21 protein-coding genes and 6 tRNA genes are annotated in these 24,908 nt (G+C 46.1%); 25 read left to right on the forward strand and 2 right to left on the reverse strand.

Translation table 11 applies throughout. The features are described from left to right. Positions 1-7: 7 nt before the first annotated feature. On the forward strand, positions 8-1,882 hold the full coding sequence (locus ARB69_RS00635) for a PEP/pyruvate-binding domain-containing protein (RefSeq protein WP_055149937.1): 1,875 nt from the start codon (positions 8-10) through the stop codon (positions 1,880-1,882). A gap of 20 nt (positions 1,883-1,902) precedes the next feature. On the opposite strand, the gene ARB69_RS00640 is transcribed toward ARB69_RS00635, so the two are convergent. Continuing rightward, positions 1,903-2,874: a LysR family transcriptional regulator gene (locus ARB69_RS00640; RefSeq protein WP_055149938.1), complete on the reverse strand. Its 972-nt coding sequence runs from the start codon at positions 2,872-2,874 to the stop codon at positions 1,903-1,905. Positions 2,875-3,107: 233 nt separating this feature from the next. Here ARB69_RS00640 and ARB69_RS00645 point away from each other — a divergent pair, with 233 nt between their 5' ends. Both ARB69_RS00645 and ARB69_RS00650 read left to right on the forward strand, forming a co-directional pair. Then, entirely contained in the window at positions 3,108-3,779 is a 672-nt protein-coding gene (locus ARB69_RS00645) for an AroM family protein (RefSeq protein ID WP_055149941.1), read from the forward strand. Between the two features lie 49 nt (positions 3,780-3,828). Further along, positions 3,829-5,427: an OPT/YSL family transporter gene (locus tag ARB69_RS00650; RefSeq protein ID WP_055149943.1), complete on the forward strand. Its 1,599-nt coding sequence runs from the start codon at positions 3,829-3,831 to the stop codon at positions 5,425-5,427. Between the two features lie 41 nt (positions 5,428-5,468). Here the strand turns inward: ARB69_RS00650 and ARB69_RS00655 are convergent, their stop codons facing one another. Further along, the gene (locus ARB69_RS00655; protein WP_055149947.1) at positions 5,469-6,401 is read right to left on the reverse strand and encodes a LysR family transcriptional regulator; all 933 of its coding nucleotides are present in this window, start codon (positions 6,399-6,401) and stop codon (positions 5,469-5,471) included. Between the two features lie 142 nt (positions 6,402-6,543). On the opposite strand from ARB69_RS00655, the gene ARB69_RS00660 reads away from it, so the two are divergent. The 22 genes from ARB69_RS00660 (at position 6,544) to ARB69_RS00765 (ending at position 24,878) form a co-directional block, all read left to right on the forward strand. Beyond that, positions 6,544-7,329 carry a carbon-nitrogen hydrolase family protein gene (locus ARB69_RS00660; protein WP_055149950.1) on the forward strand — a complete coding sequence of 262 codons (786 nt, stop codon included), beginning with the start codon at positions 6,544-6,546 and terminating at the stop codon, positions 7,327-7,329. A 30-nt stretch (positions 7,330-7,359) separates the two neighbouring features. Beyond that, on the forward strand, positions 7,360-8,670 hold the full coding sequence (locus ARB69_RS00665; RefSeq protein WP_050641773.1) for a cytosine permease: 1,311 nt from the start codon (positions 7,360-7,362) through the stop codon (positions 8,668-8,670). A gap of 30 nt (positions 8,671-8,700) precedes the next feature. Continuing rightward, a complete protein-coding gene (locus tag ARB69_RS00670) occupies positions 8,701-9,768 on the forward strand; it encodes an aminopeptidase (protein WP_050641772.1) in 1,068 nt (355 codons plus the stop codon). Between the two features lie 37 nt (positions 9,769-9,805). Then, positions 9,806-10,870, forward strand: a complete 1,065-nt coding sequence (locus tag ARB69_RS00675) for a hypothetical protein (protein WP_050641771.1) — start codon at positions 9,806-9,808, stop codon at positions 10,868-10,870. Positions 10,871-10,960: 90 nt separating this feature from the next. Further along, positions 10,961-12,388 (forward strand): beta-Ala-His dipeptidase, encoded by a 1,428-nt coding sequence (gene pepD / locus ARB69_RS00680; protein ID WP_055149953.1) that lies wholly within the window; start codon positions 10,961-10,963, stop codon positions 12,386-12,388. 670 nt (positions 12,389-13,058) lie between these two features. Then, complete coding sequence (locus ARB69_RS00685) at positions 13,059-13,532, forward strand: DUF1700 domain-containing protein (RefSeq protein ID WP_050641769.1); 474 nt, start codon at positions 13,059-13,061, stop codon at positions 13,530-13,532. Positions 13,533-14,494: 962 nt separating this feature from the next. After that, positions 14,495-15,412 carry a 1-phosphofructokinase gene (gene pfkB, locus ARB69_RS00690; RefSeq protein ID WP_050641768.1) on the forward strand — a complete coding sequence of 306 codons (918 nt, stop codon included), beginning with the start codon at positions 14,495-14,497 and terminating at the stop codon, positions 15,410-15,412. A gap of 11 nt (positions 15,413-15,423) precedes the next feature. After that, on the forward strand, positions 15,424-15,888 hold the full coding sequence (locus ARB69_RS00695; protein ID WP_157355568.1) for a PTS sugar transporter subunit IIA: 465 nt from the start codon (positions 15,424-15,426) through the stop codon (positions 15,886-15,888). Beyond that, the gene (locus ARB69_RS00700; RefSeq protein ID WP_050641766.1) at positions 15,885-17,282 is read left to right on the forward strand and encodes a PTS fructose transporter subunit IIC; all 1,398 of its coding nucleotides are present in this window, start codon (positions 15,885-15,887) and stop codon (positions 17,280-17,282) included. The genes ARB69_RS00695 and ARB69_RS00700 overlap by 4 nt, the downstream gene beginning before the upstream one ends. A gap of 102 nt (positions 17,283-17,384) precedes the next feature. Next, entirely contained in the window at positions 17,385-18,413 is a 1,029-nt protein-coding gene (locus ARB69_RS00705) for a uroporphyrinogen decarboxylase family protein (RefSeq protein ID WP_055149956.1), read from the forward strand. A gap of 96 nt (positions 18,414-18,509) precedes the next feature. Continuing rightward, positions 18,510-19,256, forward strand: a complete 747-nt coding sequence (locus tag ARB69_RS00710) for a DeoR/GlpR family DNA-binding transcription regulator (RefSeq protein WP_050641764.1) — start codon at positions 18,510-18,512, stop codon at positions 19,254-19,256. Between the two features lie 224 nt (positions 19,257-19,480). Beyond that, on the forward strand, positions 19,481-20,632 hold the full coding sequence (locus ARB69_RS00715) for a THUMP domain-containing class I SAM-dependent RNA methyltransferase (protein WP_055149959.1): 1,152 nt from the start codon (positions 19,481-19,483) through the stop codon (positions 20,630-20,632). Between the two features lie 12 nt (positions 20,633-20,644). Continuing rightward, the gene (locus ARB69_RS00720) at positions 20,645-21,262 is read left to right on the forward strand and encodes an XTP/dITP diphosphatase (RefSeq protein WP_055149962.1); all 618 of its coding nucleotides are present in this window, start codon (positions 20,645-20,647) and stop codon (positions 21,260-21,262) included. A gap of 200 nt (positions 21,263-21,462) precedes the next feature. Further along, complete coding sequence (locus ARB69_RS00725; RefSeq protein ID WP_050641761.1) at positions 21,463-21,945, forward strand: metallophosphoesterase family protein; 483 nt, start codon at positions 21,463-21,465, stop codon at positions 21,943-21,945. A 143-nt stretch (positions 21,946-22,088) separates the two neighbouring features. Then, positions 22,089-22,163, forward strand: a tRNA-Pro gene (locus ARB69_RS00730). Between the two features lie 4 nt (positions 22,164-22,167). After that, positions 22,168-22,238 (forward strand) — tRNA-Gly (locus tag ARB69_RS00735). 51 nt (positions 22,239-22,289) lie between these two features. Then, positions 22,290-22,363, forward strand: a tRNA-Arg gene (locus ARB69_RS00740). A gap of 5 nt (positions 22,364-22,368) precedes the next feature. Continuing rightward, a tRNA-His gene (locus ARB69_RS00745) sits at positions 22,369-22,442 on the forward strand. A gap of 47 nt (positions 22,443-22,489) precedes the next feature. Further along, positions 22,490-22,561, forward strand: a tRNA-Gln gene (locus ARB69_RS00750). Positions 22,562-22,599: 38 nt separating this feature from the next. Then, positions 22,600-22,672 (forward strand) — tRNA-Lys (locus ARB69_RS00755). 530 nt (positions 22,673-23,202) lie between these two features. Then, on the forward strand, positions 23,203-23,418 hold the full coding sequence (locus tag ARB69_RS27975) for a histidine phosphatase family protein (RefSeq protein ID WP_055149965.1): 216 nt from the start codon (positions 23,203-23,205) through the stop codon (positions 23,416-23,418). Between the two features lie 398 nt (positions 23,419-23,816). After that, positions 23,817-24,878 carry a hypothetical protein gene (locus tag ARB69_RS00765; RefSeq protein WP_055149968.1) on the forward strand — a complete coding sequence of 354 codons (1,062 nt, stop codon included), beginning with the start codon at positions 23,817-23,819 and terminating at the stop codon, positions 24,876-24,878. Positions 24,879-24,908: the final 30 nt, after the last annotated feature.

A 24,908-nucleotide genomic window follows, 5' to 3' on the forward strand; every position in this document is an offset into this window, starting at 1 on the left:
TCTTAATATGAATATATGGAAAGAACTGCTTGGCAGGGAAGAGATGACAGAGGAAGAGAAGAAAACGGTATGCAACAGCCTTATGACAAAGGAAGCGCGGATGGAACGGCTGATATTAAAACATTTTTCTACAGAGGATTTCAGAAAGGTGTGGGAGCGCAGAATCGGAGAGGGGCTGATCGGAGGGAAGGCATGCGGGCTTTTAGTGGCACGGAAGCTGATCAAAGTGCGTCTGCCCGAATTCAAAGACTACATAGAACCGCACAATTCTTTTTTTATAGGTTCGGATGTGTTCTGCAAGTATCTGGAACTGAATGACTGCATGGAACTCCGGGAAAAGCACCGCCGGGAGAAAGAACATTTTCAGGAGGCTGAGGAGCTGAAAAAAAGGCTGTTAAACGGTGTATTTCCGGAAGCAATACGGGAAGAACTGAAGAAAGTCCTGCAGCATTACGGAACTACACCGATCATTGTGCGTTCCAGCAGTTTTTTGGAGGACGGCTATGGGAATGCCTTTTCCGGAAAATATGAATCTATTTTCTGCATGAATCAGGGCTGCGAAGAGGCGCGTCTTGAGGAACTGGAGAATGCGGTGCGCCAGGTGTATGCCAGCACAATGAATCCGTCCGCGATTGAATATAGAAGAAAGCGGAAGCTGCTCGATGTGGATGAGCAGATGGCCCTCCTGGTTCAGAAGGTAGAAGGAGAAAGGTATGGCGATCTGTATTTTCCGGTGGCTGCGGGGATGGGATGTTCCTACAACCCTTATAAATGGATGGAACATATGAATCCGGATGCGGGAATGCTGCGCATCGTGATGGGGCTTGGAACCAGAGCGGTGGAAAGGACGCCGGGGGATTACCCTCGTCTTGTGGGCATGGACCGGGCGCAGGCGAATATCCGGACAACGATTGCAGACCGGCACAAGTTTTCCCAGCGCCAGGTAGATGTACTGGATCTCTCCGGGGAGGGACTGTGTACGAAAATGCTGGAAGCGGTCATTCCCAGTCTGACAGACTGGCAGAAGAAGCTGGTCTTAAGCAGGGACAGCGATGCGGAATATATATTGTCCCAGAGGCGGCAGTTCAGAAAGGTATACTTTGCAGACTGCCAGGGTCTGGTTGAGAATAATGATTTTATAAAGATGATGAGGAAGATTCTGAAGATGCTGGAGACAGAATATGAGAGGCCGGTGGATGTGGAATTTGCCGTCAGAAGTCCCGGGGAGGGGATCTGGAAGGTGAATCTTCTACAGTGCCGTCCGCTGCAGGTTGCTGCGTCCGAGCAGGTTGAGATACCGGAAGGGCTTGACGATGAACTATTATTTGATGTGCGCCGGACTTCTATGAGGCGCTCGAAGAAAGAGGCGCTGGACTGCATTGTCTGGGTGGATCCGCAGGCATATTATGAGTATCCTTATACGAAAAAGCCCGATGTGGGAAGAATGATCAGCTGCATTAACCAGCATTACGAGGAGGAAGATAAAAAGCTTATGCTTCTTGTGCCTGGCCGGATCGGAACCTCATCCCCGGAACTGGGTGTGCCGGTTGTCTATGCAGATATCAGCCAGTTCATTGCCATATGCGAAGTGGCATACAGTAAGGCGGGCTACCGGCCGGAGCTTTCCTATGGAAGCCATATGTTCCAGGACCTGGTGGAGGCGGACGTTTATTATGGGGCAATTAACGAGAACAGCAAAACCAGGCTGTACCAGCCGGAATTACTGAATCATTTCCCAAATGTATTTTCTAAGCTTTGGCCAAAGGAAGAGGAGCTGTCGCATATTATAAAAGTGTATGATGTATCGGGAACCGGCACCAGCCTGCTTTTGGATGCAAAAGAAGGCAGGGCAGTCTGCCGGCTTGGTAAAAACAGCAGATAACGGCCGGAGAGGTGCGGCAGTCAACGGGAGGGCTCTCTTGCGGCGCTCCCCGGTTCCGGCCCTTCCGCTGTGTGTCTGACCGGGGAAACACCGCCCTTGAGATGATCCATGTTTTCCTGACAGACGGCGAGGAACTGCCGGCTGCTGGGGGCAAAAAAACTGTTTTTCATCCAGGCGAAGTTGAAGAGATGGAAGGATGAAAAATTATGAATATGTATCTGGCTGAGCCGCCCGGCATCGATATCATCCTGTACGACAAAACGGTAGATAAATGAGATTCCAATGTCCTCCATGATCAGTTTTTTGACAGCATTGATGGTTCCGATCTCCACATAGGAGCGGAAGGTATTGATGTCCTGGTTATGCGCATGCAGAATTTTGATCAGGTTGCGGTGGGAGTAGGTGTCATTTTCACGGAATACCAGTCGGTATTTGTTGAGTTCTTCGAACTGCACCGTTTTTCCGGCAAGGGGATGCCTGGGGGAACAGACGCAGATTGTCTCTGACTCAAAGAGCTCTGCGCTTTCATATTCGTCTGGGGGGCAGTAGATATCCGTAAAGCAGAAGTGGATACGTCCGCTCTGCAGCTGTGTCAGCAGTGCATCGGCTTCGCCGAGATACATGCTGACTTTTTTATTGGGAAAGCGTTTGAGATATTCGGCTACCATGTGAGGAACCAGGGATTCCCCTGTTGTCGTAATCGTGCCGATTTTGATCTCTTGCGGTTCCTGCGGCTCTGCCTTCAGGCGGTCGGCGATCTGCTGAGAATCGGATTTGACCGTCTGCGCAAAGGCGCGCAAAAGTTTTCCGTGTTCTGTGAGGTGCAGGCGGCGCTTTTCATCGTAATAAAGCAGTTTGGCCTGATAATGCGTTTCCAGATGCTTTATGTGCTGGGACACTGCGGGCTGTGTAATGTTTAGTACGTTTGCTGTCTGTGTATAATTTCTTGTCTCGCAAAGGACAAGAAAGGTATCAAGTTTTAAATCTAACATAGTGAAAGTCCTTTCTGGGCGGTATATCAAGAAGCTCTATAATCTTAACTTATCGGGGTATAAAATAATCTAATTTCATTTTAGTATTTTTATGTGATAAAATCAAGGTACTAACTACATAAGAGCATACAGCAAGGAGGCTTATCTTACAAACATAGGATAAGTCCCTTTTTGTATAATAATTGCTATGGTGTCTGAGGGAAGGAGGATGTAAAGAAAAAGGAGGTGGGTTGATGAAGATTGGAGCGGTTACAATCGGGCAATCACCTAGGGTGGATGTAACACCTGATATCCTGCCGATATTCGGCGAGGGGGTGGAATTGCTGCAGGCAGGTGCACTGGACGGGCTGACAAAGGAACAGATCCGGTCTATGGCACCTCTGGAAACAGATTATGTTCTTGTTTCACGTTTAAATGATGGTACGTTTGCCAAATTCGGAGAAAGTTTTATACTGGAAAGGATGCAGACCTGCATCTCAAGGCTGGAAGAGCAGGGGGCGGTTCTCATCATGCTGTTTTGTGCAGGAACTTTTCCGGACATATTTGAAGCAAAGGTACCGCTTGTGTATCCGGCAAAGATTTTGAATGGTTTGGCTCGGGCATTGAGCAAAAACTCCAACATCATAGTGATAACACCTGATGAACAACAGGTGCAGCAGGCATATGACCAGTGGGGGCCGATCATGGAGAAAGTTACTCCCATACCGGCAAACCCCTATGGAGATATGGCTGAAGTGCGGAAAGCTGCGGAAAAAGCAAGGGATATTGACGCGGATCTGATTGTGATGGATTGTATTGGTTTTACAAAAGAGGCGAAAAGCATTGTTTTATCCATCGCGAAGAAGCCTGTTCTGCTCTGCAGGACAACTCTGGCAAGGACCGTCAGCGAAATGTTAGACATTTAAGCAACACAGGTTTACAACTAACAGAGTTTAACACAAAGGAGGCGTTTTAATGAACGAACAAAATAACGGGACACAGGGACAGAAGCATCCGTTAGCGTTAAGTCCGGCGATCTTGATCCTGAACATTATACTTGCAGTTCTGGGTGCGATCATCGGGATGGAGCTGATCGTACGTGTCGGTATCAGCACGAATACGTCCATCGTAGGTGCACTTTTTGCAATTATCCTCTCCAGGATACCGCTTGCAATATTTAAAAAGTATAAGAATATCCATGCGCAGAACCTGGTGCAGACATCGATTTCAGGTGCAACTTTTTCTGCGGCTAACAGCCTGATCCTTCCCATTGGTATTCCATACCTGATGGGGGAAATGCAGCTGGTGGTTCCTATGCTGGTGGGTGTGCTTTTAGCAACCATTATTGATGCAACCATACTTTATAAGACCTTTGATACTCCGATGTTCCCTGCAGATGAGCCATGGCCGCCTGGAATTGCGGCTGCAGAGACCATTCTGGCGGTAGTCAATAAGGGCAAAAAAGCAATGCTGCTTATTGTAGGTATGGGCATCGGTATTGTCGGAAAAGCACTGGGAATTCCGACCGACCTTCTCGGCGTTACATGGATCGGTGATATGTGGGCGCTTGGTGCATTTGGAGTGGGTGCTCTTGTAATAGGTATCAGTAACGACAATCAGTTTAATATGTCCCAATACTATGTGCCTCACGGCATCATGATCGGTGCAGGCCTTGTAGCTTTGATCCAGGTTGGGATTATGCTGTTCAAAAAGGAAGATGGCAAGAATAGCGTTGCCGGCAGGTTTACAAGCAGTATTGCCGATATGAGAGGGGCTCTTGCCAAAGGCTATATTGCATATGTTGTAGTTGCGATCGGTCTTGCGGTGGTATCTGGCATGTATGCTGAGATGTCTGTTCCGAAACTGATTATCTGGGTAATATTCGCAGCGTTCTCTGCAATCGCATCAGAATTGATCGTAGGGATGTCGGCGATGCATTCGGGATGGTTCCCCGGATTTGCCACGGCCCTGATCTTCCTGCTTGTGGGTATGATGATAGGATTTCCGAAGATTCCGCTGGGAATACTGGCAGGTTATACGGCGGCCACAGGACCGGCATTCTCTGATATGGCGTATGACTTAAAGTGCGGATATATTCTCCGTGGAAACGGTGCGGATCCTGAGTTTGAGCGTGCGGGAAGAAAACAGCAGTATATCGCGGAAATTATTTCATTCTGTGTAGCGTTTGTTGTTGTTCTTGCGATGTTTAATACATACTTCGAACAGGACATGTTTGCACCGGTTTCCCGTACCTTCGTAACAACAATTGATGCCGGTTCCAGTCCTGAGATTGCGAAATGGCTGCTGATCTTTGCGATACCGGGTGCGATTATCCAGTTTATCGGCGGTCCGAAGAAGCAGCTGGGTGTCCTGTTTGCAACAGGTCTTCTTGTTGGTACCAAAATTACGGGTATCACGGTTATCGTAGCCCTGATCTTCAGAATCATCGTTGTTAAGATGAAGGGGGAAGAAGGACAGAGTATCCTGTACATTCTTGGTGCAGGTTCCATTGCAGGTTCAGCCCTATATAGTTTCTTTACGTCCACCCTGCAGCTGGGAAAAGCGAAAAAATAGCCGGCAGACAGACGGCGTGAAAAAGAAACGGTCAGTTTTCTTCAGGAGGGCGAAGAAAACTGACCGTTATTTTGAAAAATGGATGAATTCAGGACTTCTCTGCATACTTCCAGGAATTGCATGTTTCCGGGGGTAAAAAAGCTGTTTTTCATCCATGCAAAGTTGAACATGGAATGTGACGAAAAGTTGCGTATATGTATCTGGCTTAGAAGGCCTTTTTCCAGGTTCTCCTGCACGACAAAGCGGTAGATAAAAGAGATTCCAACGTTTTCCATGACCATTTTCTGCACAGTATTGATCGTGCCGATCTCAACATAAGAACGGAAGCTGTCGATATCCTGGTTGTGTGCATGGAGAATCTTCATCAGGTTCCGGTGGGAGTTGGTGTCATTTTCTCGGAAAATCAGCCGGTAACTATTGAGATCCTTGAAATCGACGGTCTTGCCGGCAAGCGGGTGCTCCGGTGAACAGACACAGATTGTGTCGGCTTCAAATAGTTCGCAGCTCTCATATTCCAGAGGCGGACAATAGGTGTCTATAATACAGAACTGAATGCGGCCCGATTTGAGCTGCTGCAGAAGTGCATCCGCCTCCCCCAGATACATGCTGACCTTTTTGTCAGGGTACTTTTTCAGGTATTGGGCAACCATATGCGGAACAAGGGATTCCCCGGTCGTGGTCAGTGTTCCAAGTTTGAGTTCATCAGGCTGTTCGGGCTGATTTTTGAGCTTTCGTTCTATAATCCGGGAGTCTGATTTGATCGTCTGGGCGTAGGAGCGGAGCAGTTTCCCATGCTCGGTCAGGTGGAGCAGGCGCTTTTCATCGTAATACAGAAGTTTGGTCTTGTAATATCCTTCCAGAAATTTAATGTGCTGAGTGACAGCGGGCTGTGTAATATTCAGCCTGTTTGCCGTCTGAGTATAGTTCCTGGTCTCGCACAGGATGAGGAATGTGTCCAGTTTTTGATCTAACATTTTGCATAAATCCTTTCTGAATTTTCTGGTAATTAACCATATAATCGGAACTTATTAGGTCATAAAATTATGTGATTTCATTTTATACAAAAATTGTGGTAATATCAATACAAATGAAAGCCATCGTAAAAAATATTTTAAGATGGGGAAAGGAAGTGAGATATTGCTGAAACTGGGGATTGTGCAGATGGCAGTTTTGGAGGGAAAGGTTGAAGATAACCGCAGAAAGATTAGAAAGGCTGTAGAAAGCCATGCGGCCGGGGATATTGACCTGCTCTGTTTCCCGGAACTGTGCATCAGTGGTTATGATTTCGAAAGCGCTGTATTGTCTGACAGAGAGGCAGCATTTTTTTCGGAACTTGCAGCAGAGTATGGAATTGCGATTTTGGCGGGAATCCATGTGCCGGAGGGCGATAAACATTATGATACAGCCTGCATCTGGAATGAAAAGGGAGAACTGCTGGGAGAATACCGCAAGATCCACCTCTGGGACACAGAAAATGACTTTTTTGAGAAAGGGGATGAGCTTGTTACAGTGCCGTTCAAGGGCTGGAATATCGGTCTGCTGATCTGTGCGGATCAGGGATTTCCGGAGGTTTCCACACCGCTGGCGCAGAAGGAAGATGCGGATGTCATAATTTATCCGAGCGCATGGGGCGTTGGGTGGGAAGATTTATTTACCACGTGCAGCAAGATGAGGGCAGCGGAGAATCAGGTATATACAGTTTCTTTGAACCGGGCATCGGGAGATGCACAGTACTGCGGCAATTCGACCGTGTCCAATCCGGACGGGAGTACACTGATGAGGCTTTGTACCACTGATGAGGCTTATGCGAGGGTCGTTTTGGAAAAAGAAAAACTTGAGCAGGCAAGGAAAGGTATTCCCTGGAGGAATATGAAGAGGTATGAAGTTTACAGCAAACTATAAAGAATGAGGGACTTAGGAGGATACTAGAATATGGGCAAGAAAAAAGAAGATAAGGCAGCAATCGTGGACGAGCCGATGACACCTGTGCCGCTGGATCAGCGGCAGAACTGGGTTACACCGGCGGTTATATTCGGCGGACTCGAGTTCTGTGTTCCGATTCTGATGATTGGTGCAACGCTGATCGGGGCGTTTGGAATCAAGGGTATGGTTCCGGTTGTACTGTTTACATTTTTAATACTTACTTGGGGCGGCAATACATTGAGCGGGTACATAGGAGCAAAGACAGGGCTGTCTTCTTCTGTAATTGCACGACAGGGATTTGGTGACAAGCAGGCGAAATTCATCATAGCGCTTGTAATCGGAGTCATCAGCATGGGCTGGTGGGCGATCCAGACATCGGTTACAGGAAATGCACTCTGTGTTATACTGGGGATAGATTATACAACGAACAGAATTGCATGGGCGATTGTTACGATTATCGTTGGATTTCTGTTTGCTATACCGTCTATTATCGGATATTCTTCCATGAAATGGACGGATTATCTCGCAGTACCCTGTGGATTGCTGTTATGCGTGGCAGGTATTTATCTGGCACTGAAGAATGTGGGCTGGTCCAACATTATGAACTATCAGGGCAGCGGGGATATTTCTTTTGCGGCAGGTGTTACTATGTTGCTGGGCATGAATGTTTCCCAGTTTGTAATCGCAGCGGACTATACCAGATATGCAAAACCAAAGTGGAAAGACAACATCCTGATTCCTCTCGGAATTATTGCAATCGGCATCCCGCTTGTATTTATCGGCGCTATTATGGCAGCAGGAAACGGAACTGCCGATATCGTGGCAGTCATGCAGAATCTGGGATTCCCGGTATGGGGATTCATCGTGCTGTGGCTTGCATCATGGACCAGCCAGCTGGTGAACAACTATACAATGGGTCTTTCTTTTTCAAACATTTTAAATGTGACGTCTAATAAAGGAAGAGCGACTGTAACACTGGTCGGTACCGTATTATCAATTATCCTCTCTCTGTGGGGAATCCTGGAGCACTTCCAGGACCTGCTGAGCCTGGCAGCACTGCTGTATCCGGGAATTGCAGGAGTTATGTTTGTGGATTTCTTTGCAAGAAAACAAAACTGGGTAGACAAACTTGGATGGAACTTTATGGCCACATTGGCTATGGTGGTTGGAACGGCAGTGGGTTATGTGACAACTTATGTAGTGAAGATCGGCATTCCGCCGCTTCAGTCCCTGCTGATCACCGGTATTGTTTACTATGCGGCAATGAAAATTAAGGCAAAAACTGCTCCGGATAAATTTACCGAGGGTATGTTTGAGTAAAAAAACAATTTAAAAGAAGGAGTGATGGAAATGGAATATCCAATCGGCGTTGAAATGACAGATTCGTATCAGTCTTATGAGGTGCAGCGTGCGGCCATGAAACTTGTGAAAGATGTCATGCTTGTAAAAGCGGGGGAATCCGTCGTGGTTACAGCGGACACTTCGACTGATATGAGAGTGGTCGATGCGGTGATGAGCGCAGCATACACCATCGGAGCCAATCCGGTCATGATCAAATACCCGACAACAGGCAAGGCGTTTGAAGAGCCATTCCTGCCAATTGCGAATGCGGTGGCTGTAGCAGATGTATGGATCGAGTTTGCATATTATTGTGTTATGCATACACCGTGCTTCCAGAAAGCTATAGCAAATGGGGCAAGGTATACCTGTCTCTGCGGTATGGATACGATCATGCTGGTAAACACTGTAGGTAGAGTAAAATACGATGTAGTGGTTGAGTTTGGCGAGTACCTGACGCAGAAGGTGCAGGCATCTAACGAGATCATTGTGCGTGATGCAAACGGAACAAATCTGAAGGCTTATAACCAGGGAAGAAAAGTAAAACATTCCGGACAGCTCGCAACAAAGAAGGGCTATCCTGTGATGCTCGGCGGACAGGTAAGCTGGTGCCCGGTGGAGGAGACGATCGAGGGTACGCTGGTATTTGACGCAGCGCTGTTCCCGCCGAGTGAGATTGGGCTTTTGAAAGATCCGGTAAGGCTCGAATTCAAGGAAGGCCGCGTGACAGAGATTACAGGCGGTGCACAGGCTGAGATTTTTAAGAAGTGGCTGGCATCGTTTAACGACCCGAATATGTACCGCCTGGCACATTATTCAATCGGATTTAACCCGGGTGTGCGCAAGGCCACAGGAAGAATTGTGGAAGACGAGAGAATCTTTGGATGCATCGAATTCGGCATCGGAAGCCAGGGGGCCAGCCTGATGGGGGCATTCTGGGATGCAGCATCCCACACGGACGGAGTGGTATCTAAGCCTACCATCATCCTGGATGGGGAAGTTCTTGAAGAGAACGGCATATACAAAGAAGAAACCTGTATATCATACTGCAAAAAGCTTGGCATTGCAGAGTATGAATAGAAAACCCGTGTATTCAGTTTAAAGGAGGACAAATAATATGGAATATCCAATTGGAATCGAAATGGCGCCGGAGTATTTATCTTATGAGGTTAGTAAAGCGGCTTATAAATTAGTAAAAGAAGTCATGCTGGTTGAACCCGGCGAGAACGTAGTTGTAACGGGTGATACATCCACGGATAAGAGAGTGCTGGATGCGATTATGAACGCAGCATATATTGTAGGAGCTAATCCTGTGCTTGTTTACGTTCCGACGAATGAGAATGCATACGCAGAGCCAATTGCTCCGCTTGGCAATGCTGTGGCAGTGGCAGATGTATGGATCGAGTTATCTTACTCCTCCATTATGCTGTGTGAGTCCTGGAGAAAGGCAATCGATTTCGGATGCCGCTATATCAACCTGACTGGTATGGATGTAACCATGATTGTTAACTGTATCGGCAAAGTGGATGTGGCGCGTGTCGTGGAACTCGGGGAAGCGCTCAAGGCGAAGATGGAAGCGGGCAATGAAATCATCATCAAGGATGAAAACGGAACCTATCTTACAGCCAGAAATGAAGGCAGAAAGGTCCGCCATTCCGGCCAGCTGGCTACATTTAAAGGATATCCGTTCATGATGTGCGGACAGATCAGCTGGTGCCCGATCGAAGAGACAATCAACGGCAAACTGGTCTTTGACGCAGCTATCTTCCCGCCAACAGATATGGGGATTTTGTCAGACAATGTAGAGCTGACACTGGAAAATGGAATCGTGACAAAGATTGAAGGCGGCAAAGACGCAGAGCGTTTCAGTTCATGGCTGCACTCATTTGACGATCCGAATATGTTCCGTCTGGCTCACTATTCACTTGGTTTCAATCCGGGAGTGTCAAAGGCTACGGGACGTATCGTAGAAGACGAAAGAATCTTTGGCTGCATGGAATTCGGTATCGGAAGCCAGGGCAAGATGATACGCGGAAGTTACTGGACAGCTGCATCCCACACGGATGGTGTAGTTTCCAAACCATCCATTATTCTGGATGGAGTTGCAATCGAAGAAAACGGCAAATATGTAGATCCTGAGCTTGCTGAAATCTGCAAAAAAATGGGAGTGGCAGGTTACTAAAAGTAAAACAGGTCTGAAGTAAATGGGGACACCCGGCAGGCTTGTGCCAGGGTGTCCTTCTGTTATATAAAAAAGAAGGGAACGCAGCGAATGGACATAGAAAAAGTAATTTCTTATTTTAAAAAAGTCTGCTCGATACCAAGAGCATCGGGAGATGAGAAGGCGATCAGTGATTATATTGCTGATTTTGCAAGGGAGAGAGGTCTGGAGGCAGTACAGGACTCTCATTATAATATCATAATCCGGAAACCTGCCACAGTATCCCATGCCGGGGAGCCCGTGATTCTCCAGGGACATCTGGATATGGTATATGTAAAGGAAAATGACAGCGGCCATGTATACGCCGACGGGATCGAGGTGAAGGAAGACGACGAATACTTTTATGCGGACGGAACTTCTCTTGGGTCTGATAATGGCATTGCAATCGCGTATTGCCTGGCTCTTCTCGACAGTGATGATATCGCGCATCCCGATCTGGAAGTCGTGTTTACTGTACAGGAAGAAGTAGGTTTGATCGGCGCTGATGTGATTGACATTTCTTCTCTGAAGGGGACGCGGTTTATTAATCTGGATTCTGAGGAGGAGGGCGTATTCTACACTAGCTGTGCAGGCGGTCTGAGATGCCGTATGGCCTGGGATGTGGAGACAGAAACGCTAAAGGAGGCAAGAGTGCCTCTCAAAGTGGCCTTCCAGGGTCTTGCGGGCGGCCATTCAGGCATCAATATCGGAATGGGGCTGGGGAATTCTATTGTGCTGCTCGGAAGGCTCCTGTATGCCCTCAGAGATATGCAGATACGGATCAATGATCTGGATGCCCCCGGAAAGGCGAACGCCATTGCCAGCAATGGTGCGGTATGTTTCTATATAAAGCCGGAGGATCTGGATTCCGTAAAAGCAAAAATACGGGAAGCGGAAAAAACATTCCAGGCAGAACTTCAGTACACGGATTCTATTTCCTTCCAATTAGATGAGGGAAGTCTGCTGGAAGGTGCTGTTGTCTATACGGAAATGTATCAAAAGAAGATTATGAACAGCCTGATGCTTCTGCCCTACGGTGTAGCAGGATATTCTTTTGCGATAGAAGGCCTTATAGAGACTTCTATGAATATGGGGGCGCTGACAATGGAAGACGGAAGGCTTACCCTGCTGATGTCCCTGCGCAGTTCCGTGGAATCACAGAAATATATGCTGAGGGATAAAATCCAGATTATAGCGGATGAGTACTGCGATACCTGTATCTTCGAGAACGATTATCCGGGCTGGCAGTACAGGAAAGAGTCACCTCTTCGGGAGAAGGCAATTGCACTGTACGAAAAATTGTTTGATAAAAAAGCTGAGGTGGCTGCAATCCATGCGGGGCTTGAGTGCGGGTACTGGGATAACAAAAAACCGGGGCTGGATATTATCTCGACGGGGCCAAACCTTTACGATGTGCATTCCACAAAAGAAAAAGTATCAAAAGAATCAATCGCGCATATGTGGAGTTATCTGACTGAGCTGCTGAAAGAATTGGCGTAGTATCTTGGGGAGGGGACGCGAAATGAAGGGATAGCCGCCAGCCTCCTAAGGGCACATATGCCGTTGCGAATTGCGGACACAGACCTAAGAAATTCTAAGAAGGAGCCAGCCGCGAAAGTGGGGCACGGGATGGCACAGCACAAGAAATCCGATGATTTCTCGCGCTGGGCCATCCGCATTTATGATTCGGAATCATAAATGCTCCCCACTTTCGCGGCTGGCTCCTTCTAAGAATTTCTAAGGACTGCTTTAGCAGTTCACAACGGCATATGTGCCCTTAGGAGGCTGGCGGCTATCCCTTCATTTCGCTGGGGGCATCCAATCGGAAGGTGAGAGGCGTTTGTCAGGGGGCGCCAAACGGGGGGAGCGTATTGATTCGCTTGGGGGAACAGGATCGCCCCATACGTTCACAAGGCTGAAGCTTGTAAACTACCTTCGGATTAATTAGAGTGGATGGGATGTGGGAAGTGCCCCTTAGGAATTTCTTAGAAAAATTTAAGGTTCTTCTACTTGGAATGAAAAGAGGTTTGTGTTATCCTAAGTGAAAGGCGTTTATTTGATAAGGTAGTGAGGATCCGATTACCTGTATGGGGGCGGATGAATCATGAAGCGCGGATTGAAACAAAAATGCAGATAGATGTCATGCATAAGTAGGAGGAGATAGACAATAATGACACGGATGGAATTCCTTCAGCAGCTGCGCCAGGCGCTTGAAAACGATTTGAGCGGCAGTGTGGTACAGGAGAATGTAGATTTTTATAATCAGTATATATCGGATGAAGTGAGAAAGGGAAAGAGCGAGGAAGAAGTACTTCAGATGCTGGGAGATCCCTGGATCCTGGCCAGAACTGTTATTGATGCCGTGGACGGAACCGACCGTTCCACAGTTTATGAGGCCGGCGGAAGCACTTACGATGACTTCGAGAAGGGGAGAAGCACCCAACAGGAGAATGGGGGACAAAAGATGCGAGGTTTTGGATTTGATACCTGGTGGAAGAAACTGCTGGCAGTTCTGGCAGTCATTATGGTAATTGTTGTTATATTTTCAATCGTAACCGGTCTTGTACGGCTGCTGGCTCCGATACTTATACCGATCATCGTTATTCTGATCATCATTCAGCTTATTAGTGGGCGGCGAAGGTGAGGTTTGGCTGGTATGGGGGCGCCTGTGGATGCGGAAAGACAGGAGTGGCTGGAAACGGGTTATGGTCTGTAAGCCGGAGTAGAGTAAAATAGAAGAAAAACCAGGGCAACCTGGCCACATCACGAGAAGCATGGATGGCTTCTCGCGCTGGGGCCAGGGAGTTTTTTTGCTTATAAAAGTAAAAGACCGATGGGGGAGCCATCGGTCTTTTGAGGGGAGTATAAATAATTAATAAGGGGTTGTAGAAAGTAACCTTTCTACATTGATAAGTATAATATACAAAACTGGAAAAAGCAAGCAAAAATAAAAAAAATATTAAATAAAAAGATTTATCCGATTTTGTAAAATATGAATAAAAAAGTAGTTTGGCAGGAACAATATGTGTGTACCAAATAAATTTCTCAGGAGGAATACTCATGTCAAACAATTACAGTAACACAAACAACTCAAATAACTCTAACAACTCAAACAACTCATCAAAGAACACAAACAGCAATTCATATTCATCTTATTCTGATGAACAGAGCAAGAACAAGAATTCTAACAAGAATTCTTCAAACAACTCTTCTTCTAACAGCAACAAGAATAACAACAACAAGAATTCTAACAGCCAGAGCAACAACTACTAATTAGAGCTCCTTTATGCAGGTCAAATTGTAAACTTATGTGACTGTTCACGGGTCTGAACAGTTATAAACTCATTTTGGTACAGGGAAGAAATATTTTGGGACGTGGTAAAGTTAAACTTTACTACGTCCCAAAATTGTATTTAAGAATTTGGAAATGAAAAGTGAAATGAAAGAAATGACGCAAACGGTCATTATTTGTATGCATTGGCTAAAAAAACAGCCAAAAATAGCGGAAATGTAGAAAAATACATATGAAAATTGTAAATAATGGAGATTGATTGTGAACGATTATGAAAGTATAATGATGCTAAGTTCATTGGAAGGGGTGAAGGAATGATATATACGGTTACATTAAGTGCCTCTTTAGACTATATTGTTTCGGTTCATAATTTTGAACTGGGAGTGACCAATCGGACCACTTCAGAAATGATCCTTCCGGGAGGGAAGGGAATTAATGTCTCCATGATTCTGCAGTCACTGGGAATTGAAAACAAGGCGCTGGGATTTATCGCAGGATTTGTAGGTGAAGAGATCAGGAAGAGGGTCATAGAGATGGGATGCCAGCAGGATTTCATTTTCCTGCCGTCAGGAGTTTCCAGAATTAACATAAAGTTAAAGTCTATAGAAGGAACAGAAATCAACGGACAGGGGCCATATATTTCTACAGAGTACATAGAAAAACTATTTAAACAGTTAGACTCATTGAACGAGAATGACATTCTTGTATTAGCAGGCAGCGTGCCGTATTCTGTGCCGGATTCTATCTACAAGGTTATCATGAACCGTTTAAGCGATAAAAAGGTCTTGATTGTTGTTGATGCATCCAACGATTTGTTGGTAAATGTCCTGGAAAACCATCCGTTTTTGATTAAGCCAAATAGTTTTGAGTTAGGTGAAATATTCGGAAAAGATATCCATGACAGAAAAGATATTATGAAACATGCGAAACTGCTGCAGCAAATGGGCGCCCGTAACGTTCTTGTATCCATGGCGGGAGACGGAGCCATATTAGCAGCGGAAAACGGCCGGATATATGATGCACCTGCACCAAAAGGCAAGTTAAAAAATGGGGTGGGGGCAGGAGACTCTATGGTCGCCGGGTTCCTGGCTGGCTGGCTGGAAGCGGGCGATTATGAAAAAGCCTTTCGGATGGGAGTAGCATCCGGAAGTGCCAGTGCATTTTCAGAGCATCTTGCAACAAAGGAAGAAATATATAAAGTGTTAGAGCAATTTGATGAAAAGCAGTTATGAAAGGGGCGCATATGAGAGAGTTATTAAAACCGGATTACATTTTTGTGAACCAAAGGCCAAAGTCAGCCAGCTTAGACGCCGCATTAGAGCTAATAAGTGAAAAATGCAGTGAATATGCAGGGGTAAGGGCCTCGGAACTGAAAAAAATGTTTTTAAAAAGAGAAAAGATGGATTCTACGGGGTTTGGCGAACAGTTAGCAATCCCACATGCAAAAGTAAAAAGATTAAAAAATCCTATGATTGCAGTATTTCGCTTTGAGGATGGAATAGACTGGAAGTCTATGGATGGACAGCCTGTAAGGGTGGCAATCGCCCTGATTATGCCTGCCGGCGATGAGAATAATACCCATTTACAGGTGCTGGCAAAACTATCAAGAAAACTGGTGCATCAGGAATTTATGGAGATGCTGTTAAAGATTGAAGACAAGATGGAACTGTATAATTACATCATAGAAGAAATGGGGGATTTGGGATGAAATTTGTAGGAGTTACAGCCTGCCCTACAGGTATTGCACATACCTATATGGCAGCAGAAAAGCTGGCGGAAGAAGCAAAAAAGATGTCCATAGGCATCAAAGTGGAGACAAGAGGTTCTGTTGGAATAGAAAATAAACTGACGGAACAGGAGATTAGAGAAGCAGACGTGGTTATACTGGGGGTTGGTGTTTCGGTTGATAAATCCATGTTTAACGGGAAAAAGATCGTAGAGGCTACAGTTTCTGATACGATACATAATACGGATACCGTAATTAAAAGGGCCATTGAAGCAGCGAAAGACGAGAATTACCCGTTGTATACGGGGGGAGGCACAAAAGAAAAGGCAAGTGAAGAACAGGAAGCAGACACGTTTCTTAACTTGCTCAAGAGGATACCAAAGCATTTAATGACGGGCGTGTCCTACATGATTCCTTTTGTTGCGGCGGGCGGAATCATGATTGCCATCTCGTTTATGTTCGGCATTGATGCATCCGGAGTGGAGGGATCCCTTCCATTTTATCTGAATAAGATAGGCGGCATTGCATTCAGCGTTATGATACCGATTATGGCAGGGTTTATTGCATACTCCATGGCGGACAGGCCGGGTATTGCGCCGGGTATGGTAGCAGGCCTGATTGTTACGCAGCTGGATCCCAGCCCGGGATTTATCGGAGGCATCATCGGGGGTCTGCTGGCGGGTATCATAGCATGGGCAATTAAAAAGATTAAAATGCCTAAAGCGCTGGCAGGTTTAAAACCCGTTTTAATTATTCCTCTTTTTTCCACTTTTATCGTAGGCTTACTGATGTATTTTGTGGTTGCACCGCCTTGCGTTATGCTTCAGAGCGCGATGACAAACTGGCTGACCAATATGTCAAACAGCAGCGGCATATTACTGGGGGCCGTAATTGGAGCTATGCTGGCATTTGACCTGGGCGGCCCGGTGAATAAGGTTGCGTACATGTTTGGCGTGGGGCTGCTTGCAGAAGGTGTATATGGCCCGCAGGCAGCAAGTATGGCATCCGGTATGGTGCCATCTCTGGCGATGGCTCTGGCAACTGTCCTGAACAAAAATCTCTATACTCCGGCAGAAAGGGAGAGTGGAAAGACAGCATGGCTTTTAGGCGCATCATTTATAGCAGAAGGGGCAATTCCATTTGCCGGTGCGGATCCGCTTCGGGTTATCCCGTCTCTGATGGTCGGCTCTGCAGTGGCAGGAGGCATGGCAATGGCATTCAACCTTACATTGCAGGCGCCTCACGGCGGTATCTTTGTAATGGGGCTTGTGAATAAACCGTTTTTATTCCTGCTCTGTACAGCGGTTGGCATGGTTATATCTGCGCTAATGGTTAATTTCCTAAAAGGAATGAAGGTTAAGAAAAACAAAAAATAAGAAGGGAAAATTTTATGACATCAAAAGAAAGAGTATTATGTGCGGTGAATCATAAGCCTGTGGACAGGATCCCCCTGGATTTGGGGGGGGACTGCCTGCAGCATGGTAGACAAGGCTTACTTTAAGGTCAAGGACTTTTTGGAGATAGAAGGAGAGATTGAGCCGTACAGAAAAGGATCCAATGTATGTTATTATGACGAACGGATTCTGGACAGATTTGATATTGATATCCGGAGAGTTTTTGCAAAGCAGTCGGAGGAATATCCCAAATATCACGATGACGGTACTTTTTCCAATGAATGGGGACTTGTTCAGAGGGAAACCGGTTTATATGTAGAGACCGTAAAAAACCCGCTGGAAGATGCGGAACTGGAAGATTTGGATACCTATCCATGGCCGCAGCCGGAAGAGATGCTGGATGTAACAGGAATGAAGGAGAGGGCAAAGAAGCTGCATGAGGAGAACGAATATGCAATATCTCTTCGAATGCCCTGCAACGGTATATTTGAAATCGCCTGTTGGCTGAGAGGGATGGAGAATTTCATGGTAGATACGATTACAGATCCCGAATTTGCCCATGCCCTGATAGAAAAAATATTAACAGTCCAGATAGAGAGGTATGGATATCTCCTGGATCAGGTTGGGGAATATATTGATATTGTAGAATCAGGAGACGATTACGGCAGCCAGCAAAGCCTGCTTATATCACCGGATGCATACAGGGAGTTTATCTTCCCGGCCAGAAAGAAGCTGAATCAGGCAATCAGGCAGAAGGCGCCGCAGGCGAAGATTTATCTGCACAGCTGCGGAGCTATTGCTGATATTATTGAAGATTTGATCGACTGTGGTGTTGATATACTAAATCCCGTTCAGACCTCTGCTGCAGGAATGGATCCGGTTACCTTAAAAGATAAATTTGGGGACAGGATTTGTTTCCATGGAGCGGTAGATACGCAGAAAGCTATGACAGGTTCGGTTGAACAGGTGGAGGATGAAGTAAAAAGGCTGATTGATATATTGGGCAGGGACGGAGGATTTATACTGAGTTCATGTAACCATATCCAATCAGATATACCGCCGGAGAATGTGGCCAGAATGTTTGAGTATGCAAAGGAATACTCAAAGCAGTAATTATGCAAATATATGCTTTAAGATTGAATTAGAAGATTCCTAATTGTATAATAAGTGGAAAGCGATAAGCAGGCAATTTGCAGGAGGTGGAGCCGAATGCTGCTCAGAAAAAGGCATCAGGAGATATTAAGGCTGTTGGAAAATAGAAAAAGTGTAACCCTCCAGGAACTAATGGAAGAGTTTTCAGCATCTGAATCTACGATCAGGCGGGATCTTACTGCCCTGCACAAAGAGGGGAAGCTGGTTAAAGTCTTTGGGGGCGCCGTATTGGCTGGGGATACGTTCCATACAAAGGACGAGAAGGTTTCCAACAGAGAAGAGGTTAACCGGACTGAGAAAATCAAGATTGCCAGGTATGCCGCCTCTATGATAAAAAAAGACGATTTTGTATATTTGGATGCGGGTACAACTACCGGGTACATGATAGACTATATCCAGGAGAGGAGTGCTACCTATGTAACCAATGGAGTCTCCCATGCACGGCGGCTTGCAGCCATGGGGTTTAAAACCATGATTATAGGCGGTGAACTGAAAGAGTCTACGGAAGCGGTGGTTGGAGGGGAAGCCCTGAACAGCCTGGAGAAGTTTCATTTTACAATCGGCTTTTTTGGGGCAAACGGGATTACGAAAAAGAACGGATATACTACCCCTGATGTCAGTGAGGCGCTGGTTAAGCAAAAAGCGATGGAAAAATCACAGAAGAAATATATGCTGTGCGATGCGGCCAAATTTGGAAATGTATGTTCGGTTACATTTGGAGAATTTTCAAGTGCCATTATATTGACCAATTATGTTCCTAAAAATATATATGAAAATTCAAGTAATCTTATTGCTATTCGCTAAAAGGACGTATGAAAATTCATTTTATTTTTCATTACTCCGGATAAGGCGTGGCAAAGATATAATTTTATAAATAATGAATAATAAAGCAAAATTCATCTAAAATAGACAATAAACAGGTTTGGGACGTAGTAAAGTTCAACTTTACTACGTCCCAAATTTATAGTAATATGTATACATATATTGAAAAATAAAGATATATTGATATTGTCCGATTGGAGGATTTGATGAATAATAAGCTTGAATTGATCGCACCTTGCCATTTTGGCCTTGAGGCGGTTCTGAAGAGAGAAATTCAGGATCTGGGGTATGAGATTGCACAGGTGGAAGACGGAAGAGTAACTTTTTATGGCGATGAGAAGGCGATCTGCAGGGCAAATATATTTTTGCGTACAGCGGAACGTATTTTGTTGAAAGTGGGGTATTTCAAGGCAGAGACATTTGACGAATTGTTTGAGAATACGAAGGCGATTCCATGGGAGACATTAACCCCGAAGGATGGGAAGTTCTGGGTGGCTAAGGCGGCCTCTGTCAAGAGCAAGCTTTTCAGCCCGTCCGATATACAGTCGATTATGAAAAAAGCCATGGTAGAGCGGATGAAAGTGCATTACCATATGAAATGGTTTGAGGAGAACGGCGCGTCGTATCCGGTCCGTGTATTTTTGATGAAGGATATGGTAACAGTGGGGATCGATACATCGGGCGTATCCCTTCATAAGAGAGGATACCGCCAGCTGTCCAGCAAGGCTCCTATTACAGAAACCCTGGCAGCAGCTCTGATTATGCTGACACCCTGGAGCAGGGAACGGATCCTGGTGGATCCATTCTGCGGCAGCGGCACGTTTCCTATAGAAGCGGCTATGATGGCTGCAAATATTGCGCCGGGCATGAACCGGTCGTTTCTCGCGGAGGACTGGACAAACCTGATATCCCGTCATGCCTGGTATGAGGCCGTCGATGAGGCGAATGATTTGATTGAGGATGACGTGGAAGTTGATATTCAGGGGTATGACTTAGATGCAGACGTGGTGAAGGCGGCAAGACAGAATGCGCAGGATGCCGGAGTGGATCACATGATTCATTTCCAGCAGCGTGATGTCAGGGATTTGAGACATCCTAAGAAATACGGATTTATCATTACCAACCCTCCATATGGAGAAAGACTGGAAGAAAAACAGGCATTGGCATCCCTTTACAGCGAATTTGGCGAGAGCTTCCGCAATCTGGACAGTTGGTCAGCCTATATGATCACCAGTTATGAGGATGCGGAGCGGTATTTTGGACGTACTGCGGATAAGAACCGCAAGATATACAACGGAATGATCAAGACATATTTTTATCAGTTTTTGGGGCCGAAGCCGCCAAAACCAAAAGAATAGAGGAATACGGTTATGGATAAGAGAATCATTTTCGCAACAGGCAATGAGCATAAGATGGAAGAGATCCGAATGATCCTGGATGATATTGGGATTCCGGTATACTCCATGAAAGAAGCCGGGATAGATATTGATATCGTGGAGGACGGGACGACTTTTGAAGAAAATGCGATGATCAAGGCGAAAGCAATCTCGGAGCTACTGCCGCATGATGTGATCCTCGCAGATGATTCCGGACTGGAGATTGATTATCTGGACAAGGCGCCGGGGATTTATTCGGCAAGGTATGCCGGAGTTGACACTTCCTATGACATCAAAAACCAGATGCTTCTGGATCAGCTGGAGCATGTGCCTGATGAGCAGCGCACAGCGCGATTTGTCTGTGCCATAGCGGCTGTCTTTCCGGATGGGACTGCAGAGACTGTCAGAGGGACTATAGAAGGCATCATCGGGCATGAGATCATAGGGGACAATGGTTTTGGCTATGACCCTATCTTTTACGTACCCGAATATGGCTGTACGACAGCACAGATGGAGCCGGAGAAGAAGAATGAGCTCAGCCACAGAGGGAACGCTCTGCGGGCGATGCGTGAGATTATGAAAAAGAAGTATACCCGCAGGGACACCCCGTAATGTATGCCCCTGCGGGACAGATTTTGAGCTAAAGCTAAAAAATAAGGTATAATTAAAGGGCATCTCATAGTGTATGCCCTTAATAGCAGGAACGCAGCCTTCGCTATAGACATACGCATGAGTTGTCCCGCTGCATATCCTGCCGGCAGATTTTCGGCGGAGCTGTAAATAGTATATAAAAAAGAACAAGGATGAATGGAATGAAAGTATTGATAGTTAGCGATACGCATGGAAACCACTATAACCTGGACCGTATTCTGGATCAGGCCGGTACAGTGGATATGTTTATCCACCTTGGCGATGTAGAAGGCGGAGAGGAGTATCTTGATGCGGTAGTGGACTGTGAAAAACATATGGTAAAGGGAAATAACGACTTTTTTTCTGACCTTCCCAAAGAAGAAGAGTTCAGTATTGGGAATTATAAAGTCTTTATCACACACGGACACGGCTACTATGTATCGCTGGATCCGGAATATATAAAAGAAGAAGGAAAGGCCCGCAATGCTGATATTGTGATGTATGGACATACGCACCGTCCATACCTGGATCAGGGGAAGGAGATTACAGTCCTGAATCCCGGCAGTGTCTCATATCCGAGACAGGAGGGAAGGAAGGGGAGCTACATGATCATGGAGCTGAACGAGAATGAAAAGCCCTGTTTCCATCAGTATTATCTGGATTGAAGGTTTGAAATCAGGCATTTACTGGCCAAATTGGCTGCCTGCGAAAAAAATGTAAAAAAATAAAAAATTATTGTTGACATAAGCTGTGCCTTATTATATAATAACTATTGCGTCACGGGAAAAAGTGACAAGCACAACTACATCGGGGTGTGGCTCAGCTTGGCTAGAGCGCCTGGTTTGGGACCAGGAGGTCGCAGGTTCGAATCCTGTCACCCCGATAGTGCGGGTGTAGTTCAATGGTAGAACACCAGCCTTCCAAGCTGGATACGTGGGTTCGATTCCCATCACCCGCTTTCTTACAGCATCATGTTGTAAGGAGCCGTAAACAGGGGATAATTTCATAAGAGTCTGTAGCTCAGCTGGATAGAGCAACGGCCTTCTAAGCCGTAGGTCGAGGGTTCGAATCCCCCCAGGCTCGTTGTGGTGGGTGTGGTGCAGTTGGTTAGCGCGCCAGATTGTGGTTCTGGATATCGTGGGTTCGAGTCCCATCACCCACCCTTGTTTTATTAGTACTGGCAACGCAGTGTCAGATATAAGTCTTTATTGGGCTATCGCCAAGCGGTAAGGCACAGGACTTTGACTCCTGCATTCGCTGGTTCGAATCCAGCTAGCCCAGTTTGCCTGGGTGCAGGCGGGAATAGTTGAATAGTATGAGGGCGTGTAGCTCAGGTGGTAGAGCACTTGACTTTTAATCAAGTTGTCCGGGGTTCGAATCCCCGCACGCTCATTGAAAAAAATGCCGTAAACTCAGTATTAACTGAGGGTACGGCATTTTTAGTGTGCCTGACGAGCGTCGTTGTCCCAAGGTGATCCATCGTGTATTTGTTGCTTAAAAATGGTGTAAGAAGGAAGATATGATATTTTTAACATGGAGCCGCGACATATGGTGTCACTGTAACTGGTATGCTCAGGGCGGTGAAGAACACCCCTGCCGTCCTGCTTGCCAACGGGCTGTCAGGACACTATCCCTATGAAAATATTTTCATAGTTGTTTTATTTTATCTATTAATTAAAATAGAACCATAATATTGTACATAAATAAAACTGCCCATGACATGATTGAGTGCTACAGAAATAGACGGAACTGCTCTTAAAACTAATAACAAAATATCTGGATTCTGCCTGTTTTCCGGTATTTGAAGATCTTATTGACTGCGGTGTTTACTGTAGTGGTGCTAGCCCCGGACCATTTTACAGTGAGCAATGAGGAACTGGGCATATTACATGTACTAAATAAGTTAAAGGAGAAACTTTATAATGAATAAAATGAATATTTATATTATCCGCCATGGGGAAACTGTACTAAATGTTCAGGGACATGTGGATATCACTCTCAATGAAAATGGGAAAAAGCTTGCTACAATTACCGGTGAAGCCCTGAAAGATATTCCTTTTGATATAGTCTTCACCAGCCCGTTGTGCAGAGCTTTGGATACAGCTCGCCTGGCAACGAAGCCTTCTGGACAGAACTGATCCATAATCCGGCATATCAAGGGAAAAACATCCTGTTATCGGCCCATGGCTGTTCTGTACGGGGATTATTCTATCAAATTTGCAAAGATGCTTCCAATTTCTGGAGAGACGGAGTCCCCCCCAACTGCTCGGTAAGTCTAGTGGAGGTAGAAGCTCAAAATACTTCAATAGTATTTGATGATCGTATTTATTACGACCCTACCCTTTCTGTAAATCCATATAAAGTACTTGCTTAAAATAAGAGACGACAATATAATATGCCAGGGCCTTGATAAACTCTCGTTCGATGTTTATCAAAGCCCTGGCATATTATATTGTGTTAATCCCTTTGTCTGTATGCATGTTCGGGTAGACCAGATGGCTCTGCGGAGAAGGTACAGGATAGCAAAAAGCAGATAATGCAGGAGGAGAAAAAAGAGGAAAGCTCCAAGCTTGCAGACACGGCGCAGGAGGTAAAAACGGCTGATTCAGTGAAAAAGGATTGTCCGGACTGCAAAGGTTCCGGATATATTCCCTGCCCACCGTGTGGGGAAACCGGTTCGGTGCAGTGCCAGCAATGTGAGGGAAACGGCGGTACAATATGTGATTTCTGTGGCGGCGCAGGAGAACTGAACTGTGCATCATGTGATGGCATGGGAGAGAGTGACTGTGCAGCCTGCAATGGAAGCGGTGTGTTTGGTGACATGTATACCGGTGTGCGTTCTGAATGCAGCTTTTGCGGCGGAGACGGCCGTGATACCTGTGCGTATTGTGAGGGAACCGGGAAGAAAGAATGCATGTGTGGCGGGAAAGCCTACTGTGACAACTGTCAGGGGAAGGGATATAAGGACTGCGCCACTTGTACCGGTCAGGGTAAAATCTTGTGTAAGACCTGTGGCGGATCGGGCAGCAGACCAGACAATAATTCAACGGCACCGGCAGATACGGCACCCGGCAGTGCATCACCTGACAGCACGCCGCCTGATGGTACTGCAGCTGCGGCTGCTGATGAAGGAATCCATCCCTGCCCCAACTGTGAGGGGGAAGGCCGGGTAGGCAAATGCTTGAATTGTGACGGGAAAGGATATGATAAAAAGACACAGCAGATTTGTCTGGAATGTATCAATACCGGTAAAAACCTTTGTGAAACTTGCGAAGGATATGGTATGCTTGACAGTAATGGCAATGGCGTCAGCGCAGATACCCCTTCGGTTGCACATCATAGCGGCCATACGGATAGTTTGCATGGTTCATCCGGCAGAACACTTGGGAGGAAATGTACGAATTATAAGTGTGAGGGAGGACGCTGTAAATGCGATGTTTGTAAAGGCGGCGGACAGGTGAAACGTATACAAAATGGGCCGTATTATGGCGGACGTAAGACAAAGGCTGCTACAACTTTTGAAAGATGCAGCGGATGCGGCGGGCAAGGGTATTATGACTGCAGCGTATGTGGAGGAGATGGCCGGATGGACAATTAAATTTTGTCTGATCATTACTGTTTCTCTAAG

The organism is Faecalicatena contorta (genome assembly GCF_001404335.1).
GTDB classification, from domain to species: domain Bacteria; phylum Bacillota; class Clostridia; order Lachnospirales; family Lachnospiraceae; genus Faecalicatena; species Faecalicatena contortus_B.

Coding starts and splice junctions, on each gene's coding strand:
- ARB69_RS00635 (WP_055149937.1), top strand. CDS start 8: ATGAATATATGGAAAGAACTGCTTGGCAGGGAAGAGATGACAGAGGAA.
- ARB69_RS00640 (WP_055149938.1), bottom strand. CDS start 2,874: ATGTTAGATTTAAAACTTGATACCTTTCTTGTCCTTTGCGAGACAAGA.
- ARB69_RS00645 (WP_055149941.1), top strand. CDS start 3,108: ATGAAGATTGGAGCGGTTACAATCGGGCAATCACCTAGGGTGGATGTA.
- ARB69_RS00650 (WP_055149943.1), top strand. CDS start 3,829: ATGAACGAACAAAATAACGGGACACAGGGACAGAAGCATCCGTTAGCG.
- ARB69_RS00655 (WP_055149947.1), bottom strand. CDS start 6,401: ATGTTAGATCAAAAACTGGACACATTCCTCATCCTGTGCGAGACCAGG.
- ARB69_RS00660 (WP_055149950.1), top strand. CDS start 6,544: ATGGGGAAAGGAAGTGAGATATTGCTGAAACTGGGGATTGTGCAGATG.
- ARB69_RS00665 (WP_050641773.1), top strand. CDS start 7,360: ATGGGCAAGAAAAAAGAAGATAAGGCAGCAATCGTGGACGAGCCGATG.
- ARB69_RS00670 (WP_050641772.1), top strand. CDS start 8,701: ATGGAATATCCAATCGGCGTTGAAATGACAGATTCGTATCAGTCTTAT.
- ARB69_RS00675 (WP_050641771.1), top strand. CDS start 9,806: ATGGAATATCCAATTGGAATCGAAATGGCGCCGGAGTATTTATCTTAT.
- pepD (WP_055149953.1), top strand. CDS start 10,961: ATGGACATAGAAAAAGTAATTTCTTATTTTAAAAAAGTCTGCTCGATA.
- ARB69_RS00685 (WP_050641769.1), top strand. CDS start 13,059: ATGACACGGATGGAATTCCTTCAGCAGCTGCGCCAGGCGCTTGAAAAC.
- pfkB (WP_050641768.1), top strand. CDS start 14,495: ATGATATATACGGTTACATTAAGTGCCTCTTTAGACTATATTGTTTCG.
- ARB69_RS00695 (WP_157355568.1), top strand. CDS start 15,424: ATGAGAGAGTTATTAAAACCGGATTACATTTTTGTGAACCAAAGGCCA.
- ARB69_RS00700 (WP_050641766.1), top strand. CDS start 15,885: ATGAAATTTGTAGGAGTTACAGCCTGCCCTACAGGTATTGCACATACC.
- ARB69_RS00705 (WP_055149956.1), top strand. CDS start 17,385: ATGGTAGACAAGGCTTACTTTAAGGTCAAGGACTTTTTGGAGATAGAA.
- ARB69_RS00710 (WP_050641764.1), top strand. CDS start 18,510: ATGCTGCTCAGAAAAAGGCATCAGGAGATATTAAGGCTGTTGGAAAAT.
- ARB69_RS00715 (WP_055149959.1), top strand. CDS start 19,481: ATGAATAATAAGCTTGAATTGATCGCACCTTGCCATTTTGGCCTTGAG.
- ARB69_RS00720 (WP_055149962.1), top strand. CDS start 20,645: ATGGATAAGAGAATCATTTTCGCAACAGGCAATGAGCATAAGATGGAA.
- ARB69_RS00725 (WP_050641761.1), top strand. CDS start 21,463: ATGAAAGTATTGATAGTTAGCGATACGCATGGAAACCACTATAACCTG.
- ARB69_RS27975 (WP_055149965.1), top strand. CDS start 23,203: ATGAATAAAATGAATATTTATATTATCCGCCATGGGGAAACTGTACTA.
- ARB69_RS00765 (WP_055149968.1), top strand. CDS start 23,817: ATGCAGGAGGAGAAAAAAGAGGAAAGCTCCAAGCTTGCAGACACGGCG.